Here is a 15,174-nt window from a genome sequence, read left to right as displayed (position 1 = left end):
AGTGGAAATCTCACAAATCAAAATCAAAACGTGAAATACAAAAGAATACTCCTAAAACTATCAGGTGAAGCTTTAATGGGCAATCGCCAATATGGTATTGATCCAGAACGCTTAGCAGAATACGCTCAAGATATTAAAGCAGTTACAGAAAAAGGCATTGAAGTTGCTATTGTAATTGGTGGTGGTAATATTTTTAGAGGTGTAGCTGGTGCCGTAAATGGTATGGATAGAGTACAAGGTGACCATATGGGGATGTTAGCAACCGTTATAAACGGGTTGGCATTACAAAACGCTTTAGAAGATGCAGGTGTTAAAACACGTTTACAAACCGCTATTAAAATTAACGAAGTAGCTGAGCCTTTTATAAGAAGAAAGGCTATGAGTCATCTTAAAAAAGGGCGTGTTGTTATATTTGGTGGAGGCACAGGAAACCCTTATTTTACTACTGATTCGGCTGCTGTTTTAAGAGCCATTGAAGTAGAAGCTGATGTTATTTTAAAAGGTACACGTGTTGATGGTATTTATAACACAGACCCTGAAAAAGATACATCGGCAATAAAATTTGACCATATAACTTTTGAAGACGTATTAAGAAAAGGACTTAAAGTTATGGATACAACTGCTTTTACACTAAGTCAGGAAAACAAATTACCAATAATTGTTTTTGATATGAATACCAGAGGTAATTTAATGAAAGTTGTTACAGGTGAAAAAATAGGAACAGAAGTTAATATTTAATTTTGGCGCAATTTTTGAAATTATTGATATAAAATTTAAAATCATGAACGAAGACATACAATTTATATTAGATACTGCTCAAGAAGCTATGGATAATGCAATTTCGCATCTTAAAAAACAATTTTTAAATATTAGAGCAGGAAAAGCAAGTCCAGCAATGTTAGGGAGTGTTATGGTTGATTATTATGGCACTCAAACACCTCTAAATCAAGTTGCAAATGTTAATACACCAGATGGCAGAACCATTACAGTACAGCCTTGGGAAAAAAGCATGCTTCAAGAAATTGAGCGCGGTATAGCTTATGCAAATCTTGGATTTAACCCAATGAATAATGGAGAAACTATTATTATTAATGTACCGCCATTAACAGAAGAACGCCGTAAAGATTTAGCTAAACAAGCTAAAGCTGAAGCTGAAGATGCTAAAGTAAGTATTAGAACAGCGCGTAAAGATGCTATGAACGATATTAAGAAAAATGATGATATATCTGAAGATTTAAAGAAAAATGCAGAAATAGATGTACAACAAATAACAGATAATCACGTTAAAAAAGTGGATGAACTTTTCGATAATAAAGAAAAGGAAATTATGACCGTGTAAATTATAAAGCGACTCTAAAATGTCGCTTTTTTTATAAATTCATTTTTTTATTACACATATGCCAAAACATTGTATAACTTTATTCTTCTTATTTTTTACAATGTTAGTGCACTCGCAATCTTTTGTTGATAATGATATAGAGCCCAAACAAGATTCTATAAAAAAAAGTGCTTTTGTTAAGCAACTCGGAAACGGTTTTTTACCAACCAAATATTTTAATTTCGACTTGCGTTATTTAATAAAGTTTAATCAATACGAAGGTCTCAGAACTGGTATTGGAGGTATAACTAATGAGACATTTTCAGAAAAATTTCGAATTAATGGATATACCGTTTACGGTTTTAAAGATCATCGTTTTAAATACAGTATTGGTGCTGGATTTAGGTTAGCAGAAAAAACAAATACGTGGATAAATGCCTCATATACTAATGATTTACAAGAAACAGGAAGTACAAAATTTTTAACCGATACACGTTTTTTTCAGTTTTTTGAACCCCGTTTATTAAATATTGATTTGTTTCATAAACACATAACCAAATCCATTTCTTTACAACATCAGTTAACATCTAAACTATTAACCGAAACACAATTTGCTGTAAGCAATATAAACCCCACTTACAACTATAAATATGTGTTTAATAACGATACGTTAAGCGAGTTTCATTTAAGCACGGCAACCTTAGCATTGCAATGGAGCCCTTTTAGTTGTTTTGAATATAAAAAAAACAAATTAATAGAAATTAAGGAAAGCTATCCAAAATTCACTATTCAGTTTACAAACAGTTTTAAAAATTTGTTTAATAGCAATATCGACTTTTCAAAACTAGACTTTAGAACCATACATAAAATACTGTATAAAAACGAAACGTTTTCTGAGATTATTTTAGTCTCTGGTATAACTTCTCAAAATGCTCCCTTAACACATTTATATCATGCTTACCCAAATAATATTGGCAAAGAGACCATTTTACAACGGTTTTCGGTTGCAGGTTTAAATAGTTTTGAAACCATGTTTTTTAATGAGTTTTTTTCAGATAAGTTTACCACTATACAATTTAAACATCATCTATCACCATTTAACATTTCTAAGCGCTTTAATCCAGAGTTAGTTATAATTATGCGTTATGCAATTGGCAGTATTAAAAACCCTGAAAGACACCAAAATATAAGTTTTAATTCGCTAAAAGATGGTTACACAGAATCTGGTTTCGAGCTTAATAAATTACTATTTGGTTTTGGTTTAAGCTTTTCTTACAGGTATGGTGCTTACCATTTACCAAAATTGGGAGATAATATTGCTTTAAAATTCACCTTTAACGTAACATTATAGGCTAATTAAAGTTAGTTGTACATTGTTTTTTCTACCTTTGCGCATCGTAAAAAATAAGCATGTTTAAACTATTTACAACAAATTTTTGGGATGTAACAGCGCGACTCATTTTACGCAATAAAATTGCTATTCTTGTAGGTATAATTGTTGCTACCATATTTTTTAGTTTTCAGTGGAAAAATATGCGTTTTACATACACCGAAGCTAATTTACTGCCAGACGATCATGAAGTCAATATAGTTTATAATGATTTTTTAAAAACCTTTGGAGAAGAAGGGAATTTAATTATTCTAGGGGTTAAAGACTCTACACTTTTTACTGTTGAAAAATTAAATGCTTGGAATAAACTCTCAGAAACATTTAAACAATTTGAAGATGTAGAAACCGTTGTTTCAATTAAAGATTTACAAAAACTTGTTAAAGATAATGTAAACGAAAAGTTTGAGCTTAAACCTTTTATTAAAGACTCCATTTCATCTGCTAAGCAAATAGGAATACTTCTAAATGAGCTTTTTAACAAGTATCCTTTTTACGATAATTTCTTATTTAATAAAGAGACTAAAACCATTAGAACAGCTATCTATTTAAAAAAAGATATTGTTAATACATCGGCAAGAAAAGACTTTATTATTAACGCTTTAAATCCAACAATTGAGGCCTTTAAAAAATCGAACAATTTAAACGTTAGAGTATCTGGAATGCCTTATATTAGGACACTTAACTCGCAACTTATTATTGATGAAATTGGTAAGTTTATAACGGCAGCTTTATTAGTAACGTCATTAATTTTCTTTTTCTTTTTTAGGTCGTTCAGAGCCACTTTTATTTCACTTATTGTGGTTTGTATTGGTGTAATGTGGACTTTGGGTTTTCTTGGTTTATTAAATTACGAGATTACCGTTTTAACTGCATTAATTCCGCCTTTAATTATTGTTATTGGTATACCAAACTGTATATTTTTAATTAATAAATACCAGCACGAAGTAAAACTACATGGTAATAAAGTAAAATCGTTACAGCGTGTTATTACCAAAATAGGTAATGCAACTTTAATGACAAATGTTACTACAGCATCAGGCTTTGCTACGTTTATTTTAACTGAAAGTAAACTATTAAAAGAGTTTGGTATAGTAGCATCACTAAGTATTTTGGCAATTTTTATTTTGTGCTTGCTTATAATTCCTATTATTTACACATTTCTGCCATATCCAAAAGACCGCCATTTAGAACACCTAAATAAACGTTGGATTGGTGGTTTTGTAAATTGGATGGAATACATGGTAAAACAAAAACATATTACTATTTATGCTACATCAGTCATTTTACTTATTGTTAGTATTATTGGAATTTATCAAATTAAAATTTCTGGCAGTTTAATTGAAGATATGCCACAAGAATCAGGATTTGTAAACGATATTAGGTTTTTTGAAGATGAGTTTAATGGCATTATGCCTTTAGAAATTATGATTGACACCAAACGTAAAAAAGGTGTTATGAAACTTGCCACATTAAAACGCATGAACGAACTGGAAGCTTTAATTATTGAAACACCAGAACTCTCAAAACCTATTTCGATTGTTGGTTTAGTAAAATATTCTAAACAAGCCTATTACAATGGCAACCCTAAACATTATCAATTACCAACAGTGCAAGAAAACAGTTTTATTTTATCGTACGCAAAAAACTCAACATCTAATGTCGATTTACTTAAAAATTTTGTAGATAGTACCGGACAATATGCACGTATTACTACCTTTATAAAGGATATTGGCACCGACAAAATGGAACGTATAGAAGAAAATCTTCAAACTAAAATAGATAAAGTTTTTCCAGAAGACAGATACAACGTTAGCATGACTGGTATGGCATTAGTGTTTCAAAAAGGAACAAAATACTTGGTGAAAAACTTAGCCATTTCGCTGTCGTTAGCCATTTTACTTATTTCATTATTTATGGCTTATATGTTTAGGTCTGTTAGAATGATTATTGTGTCGCTCATCCCTAACTTATTACCTTTATTGGTTACCGCGGGTTTAATGGGTTATTTGGGTGTGCCTATAAAGCCTTCAACCATATTAGTGTTTAGTATTGCATTTGGTATTTCTGTAGATGATACTATTCATTTTTTAGCAAAATACAGACAAGAGTTGCAAGCCAACCATTGGAAAATTAAAAAATCGGTTTACGCCGCATTACGCGAAACAGGTGTAAGTATGTTTTATACTTCTATTGTTTTATTCTTCGGGTTCTCAGTATTCACTATTTCAAGCTTTGGTGGCACTGTGGCACTAGGTGCTTTAGTTTCGGCTACCTTACTTTTTGCAATGCTTTCTAACCTCTTATTACTACCATCGCTTTTACTTTCTTTAGAGCGTAGTATTGCTAATAAAGAAGTATTAAAAGAGCCTTCAATAAATATTATTCCGGAGGAAGACGAAGCGGAATAAAAATCTAATAATTAAAAAACAAATTCCAAAAAAGGCATTTCTCATTTCGGGATTTGTTTTTTAATTCTTTGAAAATTGAAAGCCAAAAGCCTAAAGTATTCAAATTTACTGCATACTGCTACTGCATACTGTTTACTAAATATTATATTTGTACTTTAAATTAAATGCACATGCAATTACGTACCGTTTCAGAATTATTATTGCAAAATATTAATTTGCCAGAAGTTGAAGTTAAAGGCTGGGTTAGAACCTTTAGAGCGAATCGTTTTATTGCTTTAAATGATGGTTCTACCTTAAATAATATTCAATGTGTGGTAGACTTTGAAAATACAGACGAAGCTATTTTAAAACGCATTACAACAGGTGCTGCACTGCATATAAAAGGCGAATTAGTTGAAAGCCGAGGTAAGGGACAAAACGTTGAGGTTAATGTAACTTCTATTGACATTTTAGGCGATTCTGATGCTGAAACATTTCCTATTCAACCCAAAAAACATTCGTTTGAATTTTTAAGGGAGAACGCCCATTTACGTACACGAACCAATACATTTGGCGCAGTTATGCGCTTGCGTTCTGCGCTATCATTTGCCATTCATAAATATTTTAACGAAAATGGCTTTTACTATATGCACGCGCCAATTATAACAGGCAGTGATGCTGAAGGTGCCGGCGAAATGTTTCGCGTTACCAATTTAGATGCTAAGAATCCACCATTAAATGATGAAGGTGAAGTAGATTATAAACAAGATTTCTTCGGAAAAGAAACAAACTTAACGGTTTCTGGTCAATTAGAAGCAGAAACTTATGCGATGTCTTTAGGTAAAGTTTATACTTTCGGGCCAACTTTTAGAGCAGAAAACTCTAACACCTCGCGTCATTTGGCAGAATTTTGGATGATTGAACCCGAAGTTGCTTTTATGGATTTAAATGGTAATATGGATTTAGCTGAAGATTTTATGAAATCTATTTTAAGCTATGTTTTAGAAAATAATATTGAAGATTTAAACTTTTTAGACAAACGTTTACAAGACGAAGAAAAAACAAAACCACAAGCGCAACGTAACGAAATGACTTTAATTGAAAAGCTAAATTTTGTTACCGAAAATAATTTTAAACGTATTAGTTATACCGAAGCTATAGATATTTTACGCAATTGTAAACCCAACAAGAAAAAGAAATTCAAATATATAATAAACGAATGGGGCGCAGATTTACAAAGTGAGCATGAGCGCTTTTTAGTTGAAAAACACTTTAAGTGTCCTGTAATTTTATTTGATTACCCAGCTAATATCAAAGCCTTTTACATGCGTTTAAATGAAGATGGAAAAACGGTTCGCGCTATGGATATTCTATTTCCTGGTATTGGCGAAATGGTAGGTGGCTCTCAACGTGAAGAACGCTTAGAGGTGTTAAAAGAGAAAATAAAAGCTTTAGATATTGATGAAGAAGAATTATGGTGGTATTTAGACTTACGTAAATACGGTACTGCAGTACATTCTGGTTTTGGTTTAGGTTTCGAGCGCTTAGTTATGTTTGCCACAGGAATGAGCAATATTAGAGATGTTATTCCTTTTCCAAGAACACCACAAAACGCAGAGTTTTAGAAAAAGTTTTAAAAGAATTATTATTGGTAACTAAAGAACTAAAAGTTTTTTTTACTTTTATCTTAAACCAAATCGAAATATGCTTAAACAACACTTACAATTTAAGTTATCGCAAAAACTGTCGCCGCAACAAATTCAATTAATGAAATTGATACAGTTGCCTACGCAAGCATTCGAGCAACGCTTAAAACAAGAGCTGGAAGAAAACCCTGCACTCGAAGGTGGTAAAGAAGAGCAAGACAACGATTACGATTTAGATAATACAACTGACGATTACAGCGATAATGAAACCATTAACGCCGAAGATATAAATGTTGATGAGTATTTAAGTGATGATGAAGTTCCCGATTATCGCACACAAGTTAATAATTACAGTAGCGATGATGAAGAAAAAACAATGCCTTACGCTGCAGGAACATCGTTTACTCAGCATTTAATAAATCAACTAAATACTTATAGATTATCTGATGAAGAGCGTGATATTGCTGAATTTTTAGTAGGAAGTGTTGACGAAAGCGGTTATATACGGCGCTCGCTGGCTGATATTACAGACGATTTAGCTTTTACCCAAAACGTTTATACCGAAGAAGAAAAAGTGGAATCAGTTTTACGAATCGTTCATCAATTAGACCCTGCTGGAGTTGGCGCACGACATTTACAAGAATGTTTAAGTATTCAATTGCACAGAAAAGAAAAAACTCCAGATACCGAATTGGCAATACATATTATTGATAATGCTTTTGATCAGTTTACTAAAAAGCATTACAAAAAACTGCTTCAAAAATTTGATATTACAGAAATTCAATTAAAAGATGCTATTACTGAAATTGAACATTTAAACCCAAAACCTGGTGGTTCTTATGCAGGAAATAACAGAATTGTTGAGCATGTGGTACCAGATTTTGCAATTAAAATTGTTGATGGTGAATTAGAGCTTACACTTAACGGCAGAAACGCACCAGAATTACATGTATCTAGAGAGTATAATAATATGCTTAAAGGTTATAAAGAGTCCAAAGACAAATCGAAATCTCAAAAAGATGCAGTTATATTTATTAAGCAAAAATTAGATGCCGCTAAGTGGTTTATTGAGGCTATTAAACAACGCCAACAAACACTTTTTTTAACTATGAGTGCCATTATGCATTACCAAAAAGAGTATTTCTTAACTGGCGATGAGCGTACCTTAAAACCAATGATTCTTAAAGATATTGCAGATGAAATACAAATGGATGTATCAACAGTATCAAGGGTAGCTAATAGCAAATATGTTGATACGCCTTATGGGACCAAATTAATAAAAGAGTTCTTTTCAGAATCTATGAAAAACGATCAAGGAGAAGATGTTTCAACCAGAGAAATAAAAAAAATCTTAGAAACAGTTATTGAAGAAGAGAACAAACGCAAGCCATTAACTGATGAAACTTTAGCTGGCATTTTAAAAGAAAAGGGGTACCCTATTGCACGACGCACTGTTGCAAAATATAGAGAACAATTAGATATTCCTGTTGCTCGTTTACGCAAAAAAATATGATAGATCGTATTTTAAAAAGTATATCGCTTATTTTTCACCCTTTGTTAATGCCTATATTAGGTGTTTCATTTTACTTTGCAAAATCTCCAAGATTTATACCAAATGAAATTATTAGCGCCAAATTAATTTCACTCTTTATTTTAACCATTGTTTTACCCATATTGCTTTATTTTTTATTAAAGACTTTAGGTAAAGTAAAATCCATTTATTTAGAAAGTACTAAAGAACGTATTGTTCCGCTTATTCTAAATTGTATCGTTATTTTTTTGGTACTACAACGCATTATAACTCCTAGTCAGGTTATTGAGCTTTACTTCTTTTTTGTAGGTATATTAATATCAACATTAGCTTGTTTGTTTTTGGCTATTTTTAAACTTAAGGCTAGCATCCATATGATTGCAGTATCTGGATTATTTATGTTTTTTATAGCATTAAGTATTCATTTTAACATAAATATTAATGGCACGCTCGCTTTAATGTCTATCATTTCAGGTGCAGTAGCGACTTCTAGATTACACTTAAATGCCCACACTTATAAAGAATTAATTATAGGCTGTTTTGTTGGTTTGTTTCCACAATTAATTTTAGTTAATTACTGGTTATAATATATAAAACATTAATCCAATTTTTATAGCATTCATATCAATACTATCGTTATTTATAACAGCATTATTTGAAAAAATAGCGTTTAACGCATAATACAAATGAAGATTCCAAGTACCATACCCTATGCTCAAGGTTAATCCATATTGATAGTCATTAAAATCATCAATATCATTATGTTTTAAAGCACCCAAATCGCCAACATATTTAGTTGTATGGGTTAACACATATCCTAGTTTAAAACCCATATATATACGCCAAAAATCATAATTCGTTGGTGTTGATGTTCGCCACCTAAACTCAATAGGCAACTCAATTAAATGTATTGAAAATTTATTTTTGGTATAGGTATTTTCATCAGTTAATATACTATAGTCAAAATCGCCAGATGCAAGTTTATTTACAAATAAATTTTGATTAAACGAATTTGCAGAGTACCCAATACCAATACCAATAGCCACATTTCTGTTTTTGTTAATAGGGATGTCTTTAATATACCCAAAATGAAAACCTGTTGAAAAACCACTTTGTTTAAAATCATTTGGTGTTTTTCCTAATAAATTATAGGTTATTCCTGCGTAAAAATGATCTTCTTTATAAAGTGAATCTATGGCTTTCTCTTGAGTATCTTGAGAAAAAACCCATTGAAAACCTATTAATAAAAATATAATTAAAATAAGGTTTTTCATGTGTTTATATTTATTGTTATTCAACGGTCACACTTCGACAAAGCTCAGTGCAGGCATGTAACATCCTAAATAATCATTTTGTTGTGTGATTAAATATTAATCATGGATGTTTCATTTATATCTAAGCTTATTTAGCATAACTATACAAGTATAATTAAAATTGTATTATGTGTAAAAAATAAAAGCGTTTTGAATTATCAAAACGCTTTTTAAAATATAAAATTAAGATTGTTTATTTTATATTATTTAATGCATCACCACTACCTGTCATATAATTAATTTTTAATGCATTTACTTTACGTAATTCCTGCTTTACATCTCCAACAATACCCATATTAGCTTCTTTGTCAACTTTTAAAGACACTGTTAAGTAAGGGACTAATTCTTCTCTTTCTGCTAATCTCTCAGCTCCAATAAAATTACCAACTTCAGAAACATCAGCAAATTTATCATTTAGCTGTATTCTAGCTACGCTTCCATATTTTTCATAACCAACACTAGGTTTACCTATGTGAATATAGCTAATAGGATACTTCTTCTCAAGCTTTTCTATTTGGTCTGCTACTGGTAATTTATTTTGAACCATTAGTGTGTCTGGCCTCATCTCAGTCGCTACCATAAAAAAGAATAATAACATAAATACAATATCTGGTAATGATGCTGTATTGATAGGAGCTAAACCTCCATCTTTTTTCTTTTTAAATTTAGACATAATCTTTTATTTTATTTAATTCTAAATTATTCTACAACCTCTGAAAGTTTCTGAGGTATTTCTAATTTTATTTGATCAATAACCTCTTTTAGCTTTTCTTTATTCCCAATCCATCTTACATCTTTATGATTATTTTGCATTTCAATAAAATTCATATCTCTAAACCCTTTTTGCGGACCAATTTCAAGTGCTCTTCTGTTTCTTAATATATTATAGGCAGCAACTAGTTCATTTTGCACTGCTATGTATGCTGCGTAAGATGTTTCACGCGAGTTTTTTAAAGATATAATAGCTTTATCTGGATTATCAGACGAAGCAGGATCTTTTGCGCCTTTACAATAAGTACATGACCCATCACCTCCGTTATCTAAAAACTCAACAGCTGCTTGTCGTAGGTCTTTAATCTTCATATTCTCATCTTCAACCAATAACTGATCGTTTTTGTTCAATAAAACAGTAAAAATATTTTTCTGTTTTATAATTGGTGGCTCTACTTCGCTGTCGTCAATAGGTGGAAGTTTTCTGTTAATACCAGAATCCTTTGGTATAGTAGTAGTTACTAAGAAAAAGATTAATAGTAAGAAAGCAATGTCGGCCATTGAGCCTGCATTAACTTCTGGTGCTGCTCGTTTTGCCATATTACTTTATCATTTTTTTAATTCCGAAAAACAACATTGATCCGCCTGCAATGGCTAGCAAGAAATAGAACAGGTATAATCCTGCACCTAATAATTGTGAGCCTCCTGCAGATAACATATCTCCATCTTTTAAAGGTGTTTCTACACCTTTAGCAAACCCAAAGTAACAAATAGCAGCTAATACTGCGAATGTGCCTACACCTTTTAGTGTACTTTTTAAAGTTTCAGAGTTGCTAAATATATTTTTTAAACTAAAAATAACAACAAAAGCAAGTGTTAAAAACAAAACTAAATAGGCAACATACATAAATGTATTCACTGTTCCACTAGATTCGCCTGCCTTAATAGCTTCGTCTCCTGTTGAGATTATCATTGCTAGAAATACAATAGACAATATGCCTACTATTGCTAACAATATGGTTAATATTTTTTTCATCTGTTTAATTTTTATTATGTTAAATAAGTCAGATGTAATTCGCCAACAATAATTTTAAGATTAATAAAAACTTAAAGTGTTGTGGCTCATTTCATAATACTTACAATTTTAAATTATTACTTTTTATTTTTAACTAGCATATCCATTAACGTAATAGAAGCGTCTTCCATATCGTTAACAATGCTATCAATTTTTGCAATAATATAATTGTAAAAAATTTGAAGTATAATGGCAACAATTAAACCAAATACAGTTGTTAAAAGTGCTACTTTAATACCACCTGCTACTAATGATGGGTTCATATCACCAGCTGCTTCAATTTTATCAAAGGCCTGAATCATACCAATTACAGTACCCATGAAACCAAGCATTGGTGCTAGTGCAATAAATAAAGAAATCCAAGACACGTTTTTCTCTAACTGTCCCATTTGTACACCACCATAAGCTACAACAGCTTTTTCGGCAGCTTCAATACCTTCATCTGTTCTATCTAATCCTTGATAGAATATAGAAGCGATAGGCCCTTTTGTATTTCTACAAACTTCTTTAGCCGCTTCAACACCGCCAGAAGCTAGTGCGTCTTCAACATTTTGAGTTAATTTTTTTGTGTTAGTTGTAGAAAGGTTTAAAAAGATAATTCTCTCGATAGCAATCGCTAAACCTAAAATTAAACATAATAATACAATACCCATAAATCCTGGACCACCTTCAACGAACCTCTTTTTTAGTTCTTGATGAAATCCAAGTTCTTCAGCAGGTGCTGCGCTTTCGTCTTGAGTCATTGTTGCAACCGTTGTTACTGCTGTAGTTGCGTTTGCATTTGTAGTTGCATTAACAGTTCCGAATGCCATAATTCCTGTAATGGCTAGGATAGAAAATAATCTTTTCATGTTCTCGATCTTAATTTTATTAGTTAAAGTGTTAAAGATATAAAAAAAAAGCAATTAAAAAATAAAAATAACAGCAGAGAGGAAGGGATTCGAACCCTCGATACGCTATAAACGCATACACGCTTTCCAAGCGTGCGCCTTAAGCCACTCGGCCACCTCTCTGTATTTTACAATACATTTAATTACGAGGGCTCAAATAACAAAAAAAAAATTAAACACTGAAATTTTATCGACTAATTTTAAGACATTTCGCCTCTTAATGCTATTTCGTAACTAGTTTTAAAGGTTTTGTCAGGAATATTTTGTCCTATTAAGTACATTAATTTAGATAAAGCGGCCTCTGTTGTGATATCTTTCCCTGATATAACTCCGATTTTTTTTAGCTGGTTACTAGTTTCATAATGCCCCATAATTACACTTCCTCCAGAGCATTGTGTTACATTTATAATATGTATCCCTTTGTTAATTGCTTTTTTTAGGGCATTAATAAACCATTGTTCTGTTGCACAATTACCTGTCCCATATGTTTCTATAATAACACCATTTAAATTTGGTGTATTAAAAATACTTTGTAAAACTTGTTCTGTTATTCCTGGAAACAACTTTATAAGTGCTATGTTTTTATCTAACTTTTTATGTACAACTAATTTTTTCTTTAAATTTGGTTTAAATAAATACTCCTTGTTTACTTTTAAATGCACTCCAGACTCAGCTAATTCTGGATAGTTTAAAGAAGCAAAAGCCTCAAAATGTTCTGCATTAATTTTTGTGGTTCGGTTAGCTCGATACAATTTGTACTCAAAATATAAACACACTTCTTTAATAACTGGTTTTTTTCGATGTTGCAACGATGCTACTTGAACAGCTGTGATTAAGTTTTCTTTGGCATCGGTTCGTAAATCTCCAATGGGTAATTGAGAACCTGTAAACACCACTGGTTTTGCTAAGTTTTCTAACATAAAACTTAATGCCGACGCTGTGTAACTCATAGTATCACTTCCGTGTAGCACAACAAACCCATCATTATTACCGTAATTTTTTTCAATAATTTCAGCGATTTTCACCCAATATTCTGGATTCATATTACTAGAATCTATTGGTTTTTTTAACGATACCGTATCAATATTACAATCTAATAAGTTTAATTCTGGAATGCGTTTTAAAAGGTTCTTAAAATCGAAAGCTCGAAGTGCTCCTGTTTTAAAATCTTTAATCATACCTATAGTTCCACCAGTATAAATAAGCAATATGTTTGGTTTAGTATTTGCCATAATTTATATTTTAAAAACAGCTTTTGAGTTTTCTGTCGTAATTTCTGCAATATCTTCTTCAGTCCTATTATATATATAGGATAGTTTTTCTAATACCTTTAGTATATATATACTTTCGTTTCGCTTACCTCTATAAGGTACTGGTGCTAAATATGGCGAATCGGTTTCTAATACTATATGACTTAAATCTATTTGATTTAAAAACTGGTCAATCTTTCCATTTTTAAAGGTTGCAACACCACCAATGCCTAGTTTCATATTATAAGAAATAGCTTGATGTGCTTGTTTTAAAGTGCCTGTAAAACAATGAAATATTCCAAATAAATCGTCACTCTTTTCGCTTTCTAAAACTTCAAATATCTCATCAAAAGCATCACGACAATGAATAACAATTGGTAACCGGTATTTTTTTGCTAATTGAATTTGATGCTTAAAAGCTTTTCTCTGAATTTCTAAAGTTGTTTTATCCCAATACAAATCAATGCCTATTTCTCCAATAGCATAAAATCTTCGCTTTGCGAGCAGCTCTTCAACATGTTTTAGTTCGTCTTTATAATTGTTTTTTACATACGTAGGATGTAACCCTGACATTAAAAATACATTATTAGGATAGTCTTTTTCTAGTTGAAACATTAATTGTGTAGAGGTTGAATCGATGGCTGGAATAAAAAACCGTGTAATACCTTGTTTTATGGCACGGTTAATCATCTCGTTTCTATCATCATTAAAGGCTTCGCTATATAAATGGGTATGTGTATCTGTAATTATCAATTTTTGATTTTTTAAATGGAATCATTAACACGATTTTGTAAAAATAATTGTTTTATAGGATTATCTTTGTTTAAAACTAAATTAGATGCAAACTCATCAACAATTTCTACTACAAAAAGGATACACAAAAGTAAAATTGAAACTTACTAAAACCAATCATTTTGAAGTTAAAGCTACAATAAACGGTGTAAAAGGACTTTTTATTTTAGATACTGGAGCATCAAGCTCTTGTTTAGGTTTTGAAGCTGTTGAAAATTTTAATTTATTAGTCGAAGACTCTTCAATTAAAGCTGCTGGTGCTGGCGCCATAGAGATGGATACCAAAATGGCTAAAAAAAACAAAGTAAAAATAGGAAAATGGAAACATAATAAAATTGTTTTGATTTTATTTAATCTTACACATGTTAATACCGCACTTATTAACCATAACGCAAAACCTGTTGATGGCATTATTGGCGCAGACATTTTAAAAAAAGCAAAAGCCATAATTGATTACAAAAAAAAATATTTATACCTAAAATTATAATAATATAGCTAAATTGATATAAAAGGGTTTAAAGAAAAAGATCAAAGTTTTAGGCGAAAATTTTAGCCATAGCTATGATGATAATTTTAATAAAGAAATTTAAATTCTTTGCTCAAAGCATTAATGTTCTTTTAGCTATAATTTAATAGCTTTAGACAAAGAAAAAGTTTAAGACAAAGCTATTGAAGTTCCTGTAAACGCATATATTTTAAAAGCGTTTGTTATTGAAGAAATTGAAATCTGTATAAAACGCGTTGTAAACGGCAAGTCTTATTTTAGAGAGAAAATTGTCGAATAGTTAAATATTTTTATAAGAACTGTAGAAAAGCACAGAAGTAATATTGTTACAAAACTAGAATTGGATAAAAACCCTCTTCACTTTCT

At 31.1% G+C, this 15,174-nt stretch carries 15 protein-coding genes and 1 tRNA gene; 8 read left to right on the top strand and 8 right to left on the bottom strand.

Annotated elements, in window-relative coordinates; translation table 11 throughout:
• The first annotated feature begins 30 nt into the window (after positions 1-30).
• From pyrH to L3X37_RS03515, 7 genes are all read left to right on the top strand, one after another.
• Positions 31-738: a UMP kinase gene (pyrH, locus tag L3X37_RS03545; RefSeq protein ID WP_237238800.1), complete on the top strand. Its 708-nt coding sequence runs from the start codon at positions 31-33 to the stop codon at positions 736-738.
• 43 nt (positions 739-781) lie between these two features.
• Entirely contained in the window at positions 782-1,339 is a 558-nt protein-coding gene (gene frr / locus L3X37_RS03540) for a ribosome recycling factor (protein WP_237238799.1), read from the top strand.
• Between the two features lie 58 nt (positions 1,340-1,397).
• Positions 1,398-2,669, top strand: a complete 1,272-nt coding sequence (locus L3X37_RS03535; protein ID WP_237238798.1) for a DUF5686 family C-terminal domain-containing protein — start codon at positions 1,398-1,400, stop codon at positions 2,667-2,669.
• A 59-nt stretch (positions 2,670-2,728) separates the two neighbouring features.
• The gene (locus tag L3X37_RS03530; protein WP_237238797.1) at positions 2,729-5,116 is read left to right on the top strand and encodes an efflux RND transporter permease subunit; all 2,388 of its coding nucleotides are present in this window, start codon (positions 2,729-2,731) and stop codon (positions 5,114-5,116) included.
• 170 nt (positions 5,117-5,286) lie between these two features.
• Complete coding sequence (gene asnS, locus L3X37_RS03525) at positions 5,287-6,720, top strand: asparagine--tRNA ligase (protein ID WP_237238796.1); 1,434 nt, start codon at positions 5,287-5,289, stop codon at positions 6,718-6,720.
• 79 nt (positions 6,721-6,799) lie between these two features.
• A complete protein-coding gene (gene rpoN, locus L3X37_RS03520) occupies positions 6,800-8,254 on the top strand; it encodes an RNA polymerase factor sigma-54 (RefSeq protein ID WP_237238795.1) in 1,455 nt (484 codons plus the stop codon).
• Positions 8,251-8,859, top strand: a complete 609-nt coding sequence (locus L3X37_RS03515; RefSeq protein ID WP_237238794.1) for a hypothetical protein — start codon at positions 8,251-8,253, stop codon at positions 8,857-8,859. The genes rpoN and L3X37_RS03515 overlap by 4 nt, the downstream gene beginning before the upstream one ends.
• On the opposite strand, the gene L3X37_RS03510 is transcribed toward L3X37_RS03515, so the two are convergent.
• From L3X37_RS03510 to L3X37_RS03475, 8 genes are all read right to left on the bottom strand, one after another.
• Complete coding sequence (locus L3X37_RS03510; RefSeq protein WP_237238793.1) at positions 8,854-9,546, bottom strand: porin family protein; 693 nt, start codon at positions 9,544-9,546, stop codon at positions 8,854-8,856. The genes L3X37_RS03515 and L3X37_RS03510 overlap by 6 nt on opposite strands.
• Positions 9,547-9,778: 232 nt before the next feature.
• On the bottom strand, positions 9,779-10,258 hold the full coding sequence (locus L3X37_RS03505; RefSeq protein ID WP_237238792.1) for an ExbD/TolR family protein: 480 nt from the start codon (positions 10,256-10,258) through the stop codon (positions 9,779-9,781).
• Positions 10,259-10,284: 26 nt separating this feature from the next.
• Complete coding sequence (locus L3X37_RS03500) at positions 10,285-10,896, bottom strand: ExbD/TolR family protein (RefSeq protein WP_237238791.1); 612 nt, start codon at positions 10,894-10,896, stop codon at positions 10,285-10,287.
• Position 10,897: 1 nt separating this feature from the next.
• Complete coding sequence (locus L3X37_RS03495; RefSeq protein WP_237238790.1) at positions 10,898-11,332, bottom strand: hypothetical protein; 435 nt, start codon at positions 11,330-11,332, stop codon at positions 10,898-10,900.
• Positions 11,333-11,448: 116 nt separating this feature from the next.
• Positions 11,449-12,222, bottom strand: coding sequence for a MotA/TolQ/ExbB proton channel family protein (locus tag L3X37_RS03490; protein WP_237238789.1), 774 nt, complete (start codon positions 12,220-12,222; stop codon positions 11,449-11,451).
• A gap of 74 nt (positions 12,223-12,296) precedes the next feature.
• Positions 12,297-12,384, bottom strand: a tRNA-Ser gene (locus L3X37_RS03485).
• A 77-nt stretch (positions 12,385-12,461) separates the two neighbouring features.
• A complete protein-coding gene (locus L3X37_RS03480; RefSeq protein WP_237238788.1) occupies positions 12,462-13,493 on the bottom strand; it encodes an asparaginase in 1,032 nt (343 codons plus the stop codon).
• A gap of 3 nt (positions 13,494-13,496) precedes the next feature.
• Positions 13,497-14,264, bottom strand: a complete 768-nt coding sequence (locus tag L3X37_RS03475) for a TatD family hydrolase (RefSeq protein WP_237238787.1) — start codon at positions 14,262-14,264, stop codon at positions 13,497-13,499.
• Positions 14,265-14,349: 85 nt separating this feature from the next.
• Between L3X37_RS03475 and L3X37_RS03470 the strand changes: the two genes are divergently transcribed.
• Entirely contained in the window at positions 14,350-14,790 is a 441-nt protein-coding gene (locus L3X37_RS03470; protein ID WP_237238786.1) for a retropepsin-like aspartic protease, read from the top strand.
• Positions 14,791-15,174 lie beyond the last annotated feature (384 nt).

Source organism: Wocania arenilitoris, assembly GCF_021728535.1.
In the GTDB taxonomy this organism is placed as follows: Bacteria; Bacteroidota; Bacteroidia; order Flavobacteriales; family Flavobacteriaceae; genus Wocania_A; species Wocania_A arenilitoris.
The sequence above is the reverse complement of the archived record's forward strand: the minus strand, read 5'-3'. Positions and strand labels throughout refer to the sequence as shown.

Coding starts and splice junctions, on each gene's coding strand:
- rpoN (WP_237238795.1), top strand. CDS start 6,800: ATGCTTAAACAACACTTACAATTTAAGTTATCGCAAAAACTGTCGCCG.
- L3X37_RS03490 (WP_237238789.1), bottom strand. CDS start 12,222: ATGAAAAGATTATTTTCTATCCTAGCCATTACAGGAATTATGGCATTC.
- asnS (WP_237238796.1), top strand. CDS start 5,287: ATGCAATTACGTACCGTTTCAGAATTATTATTGCAAAATATTAATTTG.
- L3X37_RS03495 (WP_237238790.1), bottom strand. CDS start 11,332: ATGAAAAAAATATTAACCATATTGTTAGCAATAGTAGGCATATTGTCT.
- frr (WP_237238799.1), top strand. CDS start 782: ATGAACGAAGACATACAATTTATATTAGATACTGCTCAAGAAGCTATG.
- L3X37_RS03505 (WP_237238792.1), bottom strand. CDS start 10,258: ATGTCTAAATTTAAAAAGAAAAAAGATGGAGGTTTAGCTCCTATCAAT.
- L3X37_RS03500 (WP_237238791.1), bottom strand. CDS start 10,896: ATGGCAAAACGAGCAGCACCAGAAGTTAATGCAGGCTCAATGGCCGAC.
- L3X37_RS03470 (WP_237238786.1), top strand. CDS start 14,350: ATGCAAACTCATCAACAATTTCTACTACAAAAAGGATACACAAAAGTA.
- L3X37_RS03530 (WP_237238797.1), top strand. CDS start 2,729: ATGTTTAAACTATTTACAACAAATTTTTGGGATGTAACAGCGCGACTC.
- L3X37_RS03480 (WP_237238788.1), bottom strand. CDS start 13,493: ATGGCAAATACTAAACCAAACATATTGCTTATTTATACTGGTGGAACT.
- L3X37_RS03535 (WP_237238798.1), top strand. CDS start 1,398: ATGCCAAAACATTGTATAACTTTATTCTTCTTATTTTTTACAATGTTA.
- L3X37_RS03510 (WP_237238793.1), bottom strand. CDS start 9,546: ATGAAAAACCTTATTTTAATTATATTTTTATTAATAGGTTTTCAATGG.
- L3X37_RS03515 (WP_237238794.1), top strand. CDS start 8,251: ATGATAGATCGTATTTTAAAAAGTATATCGCTTATTTTTCACCCTTTG.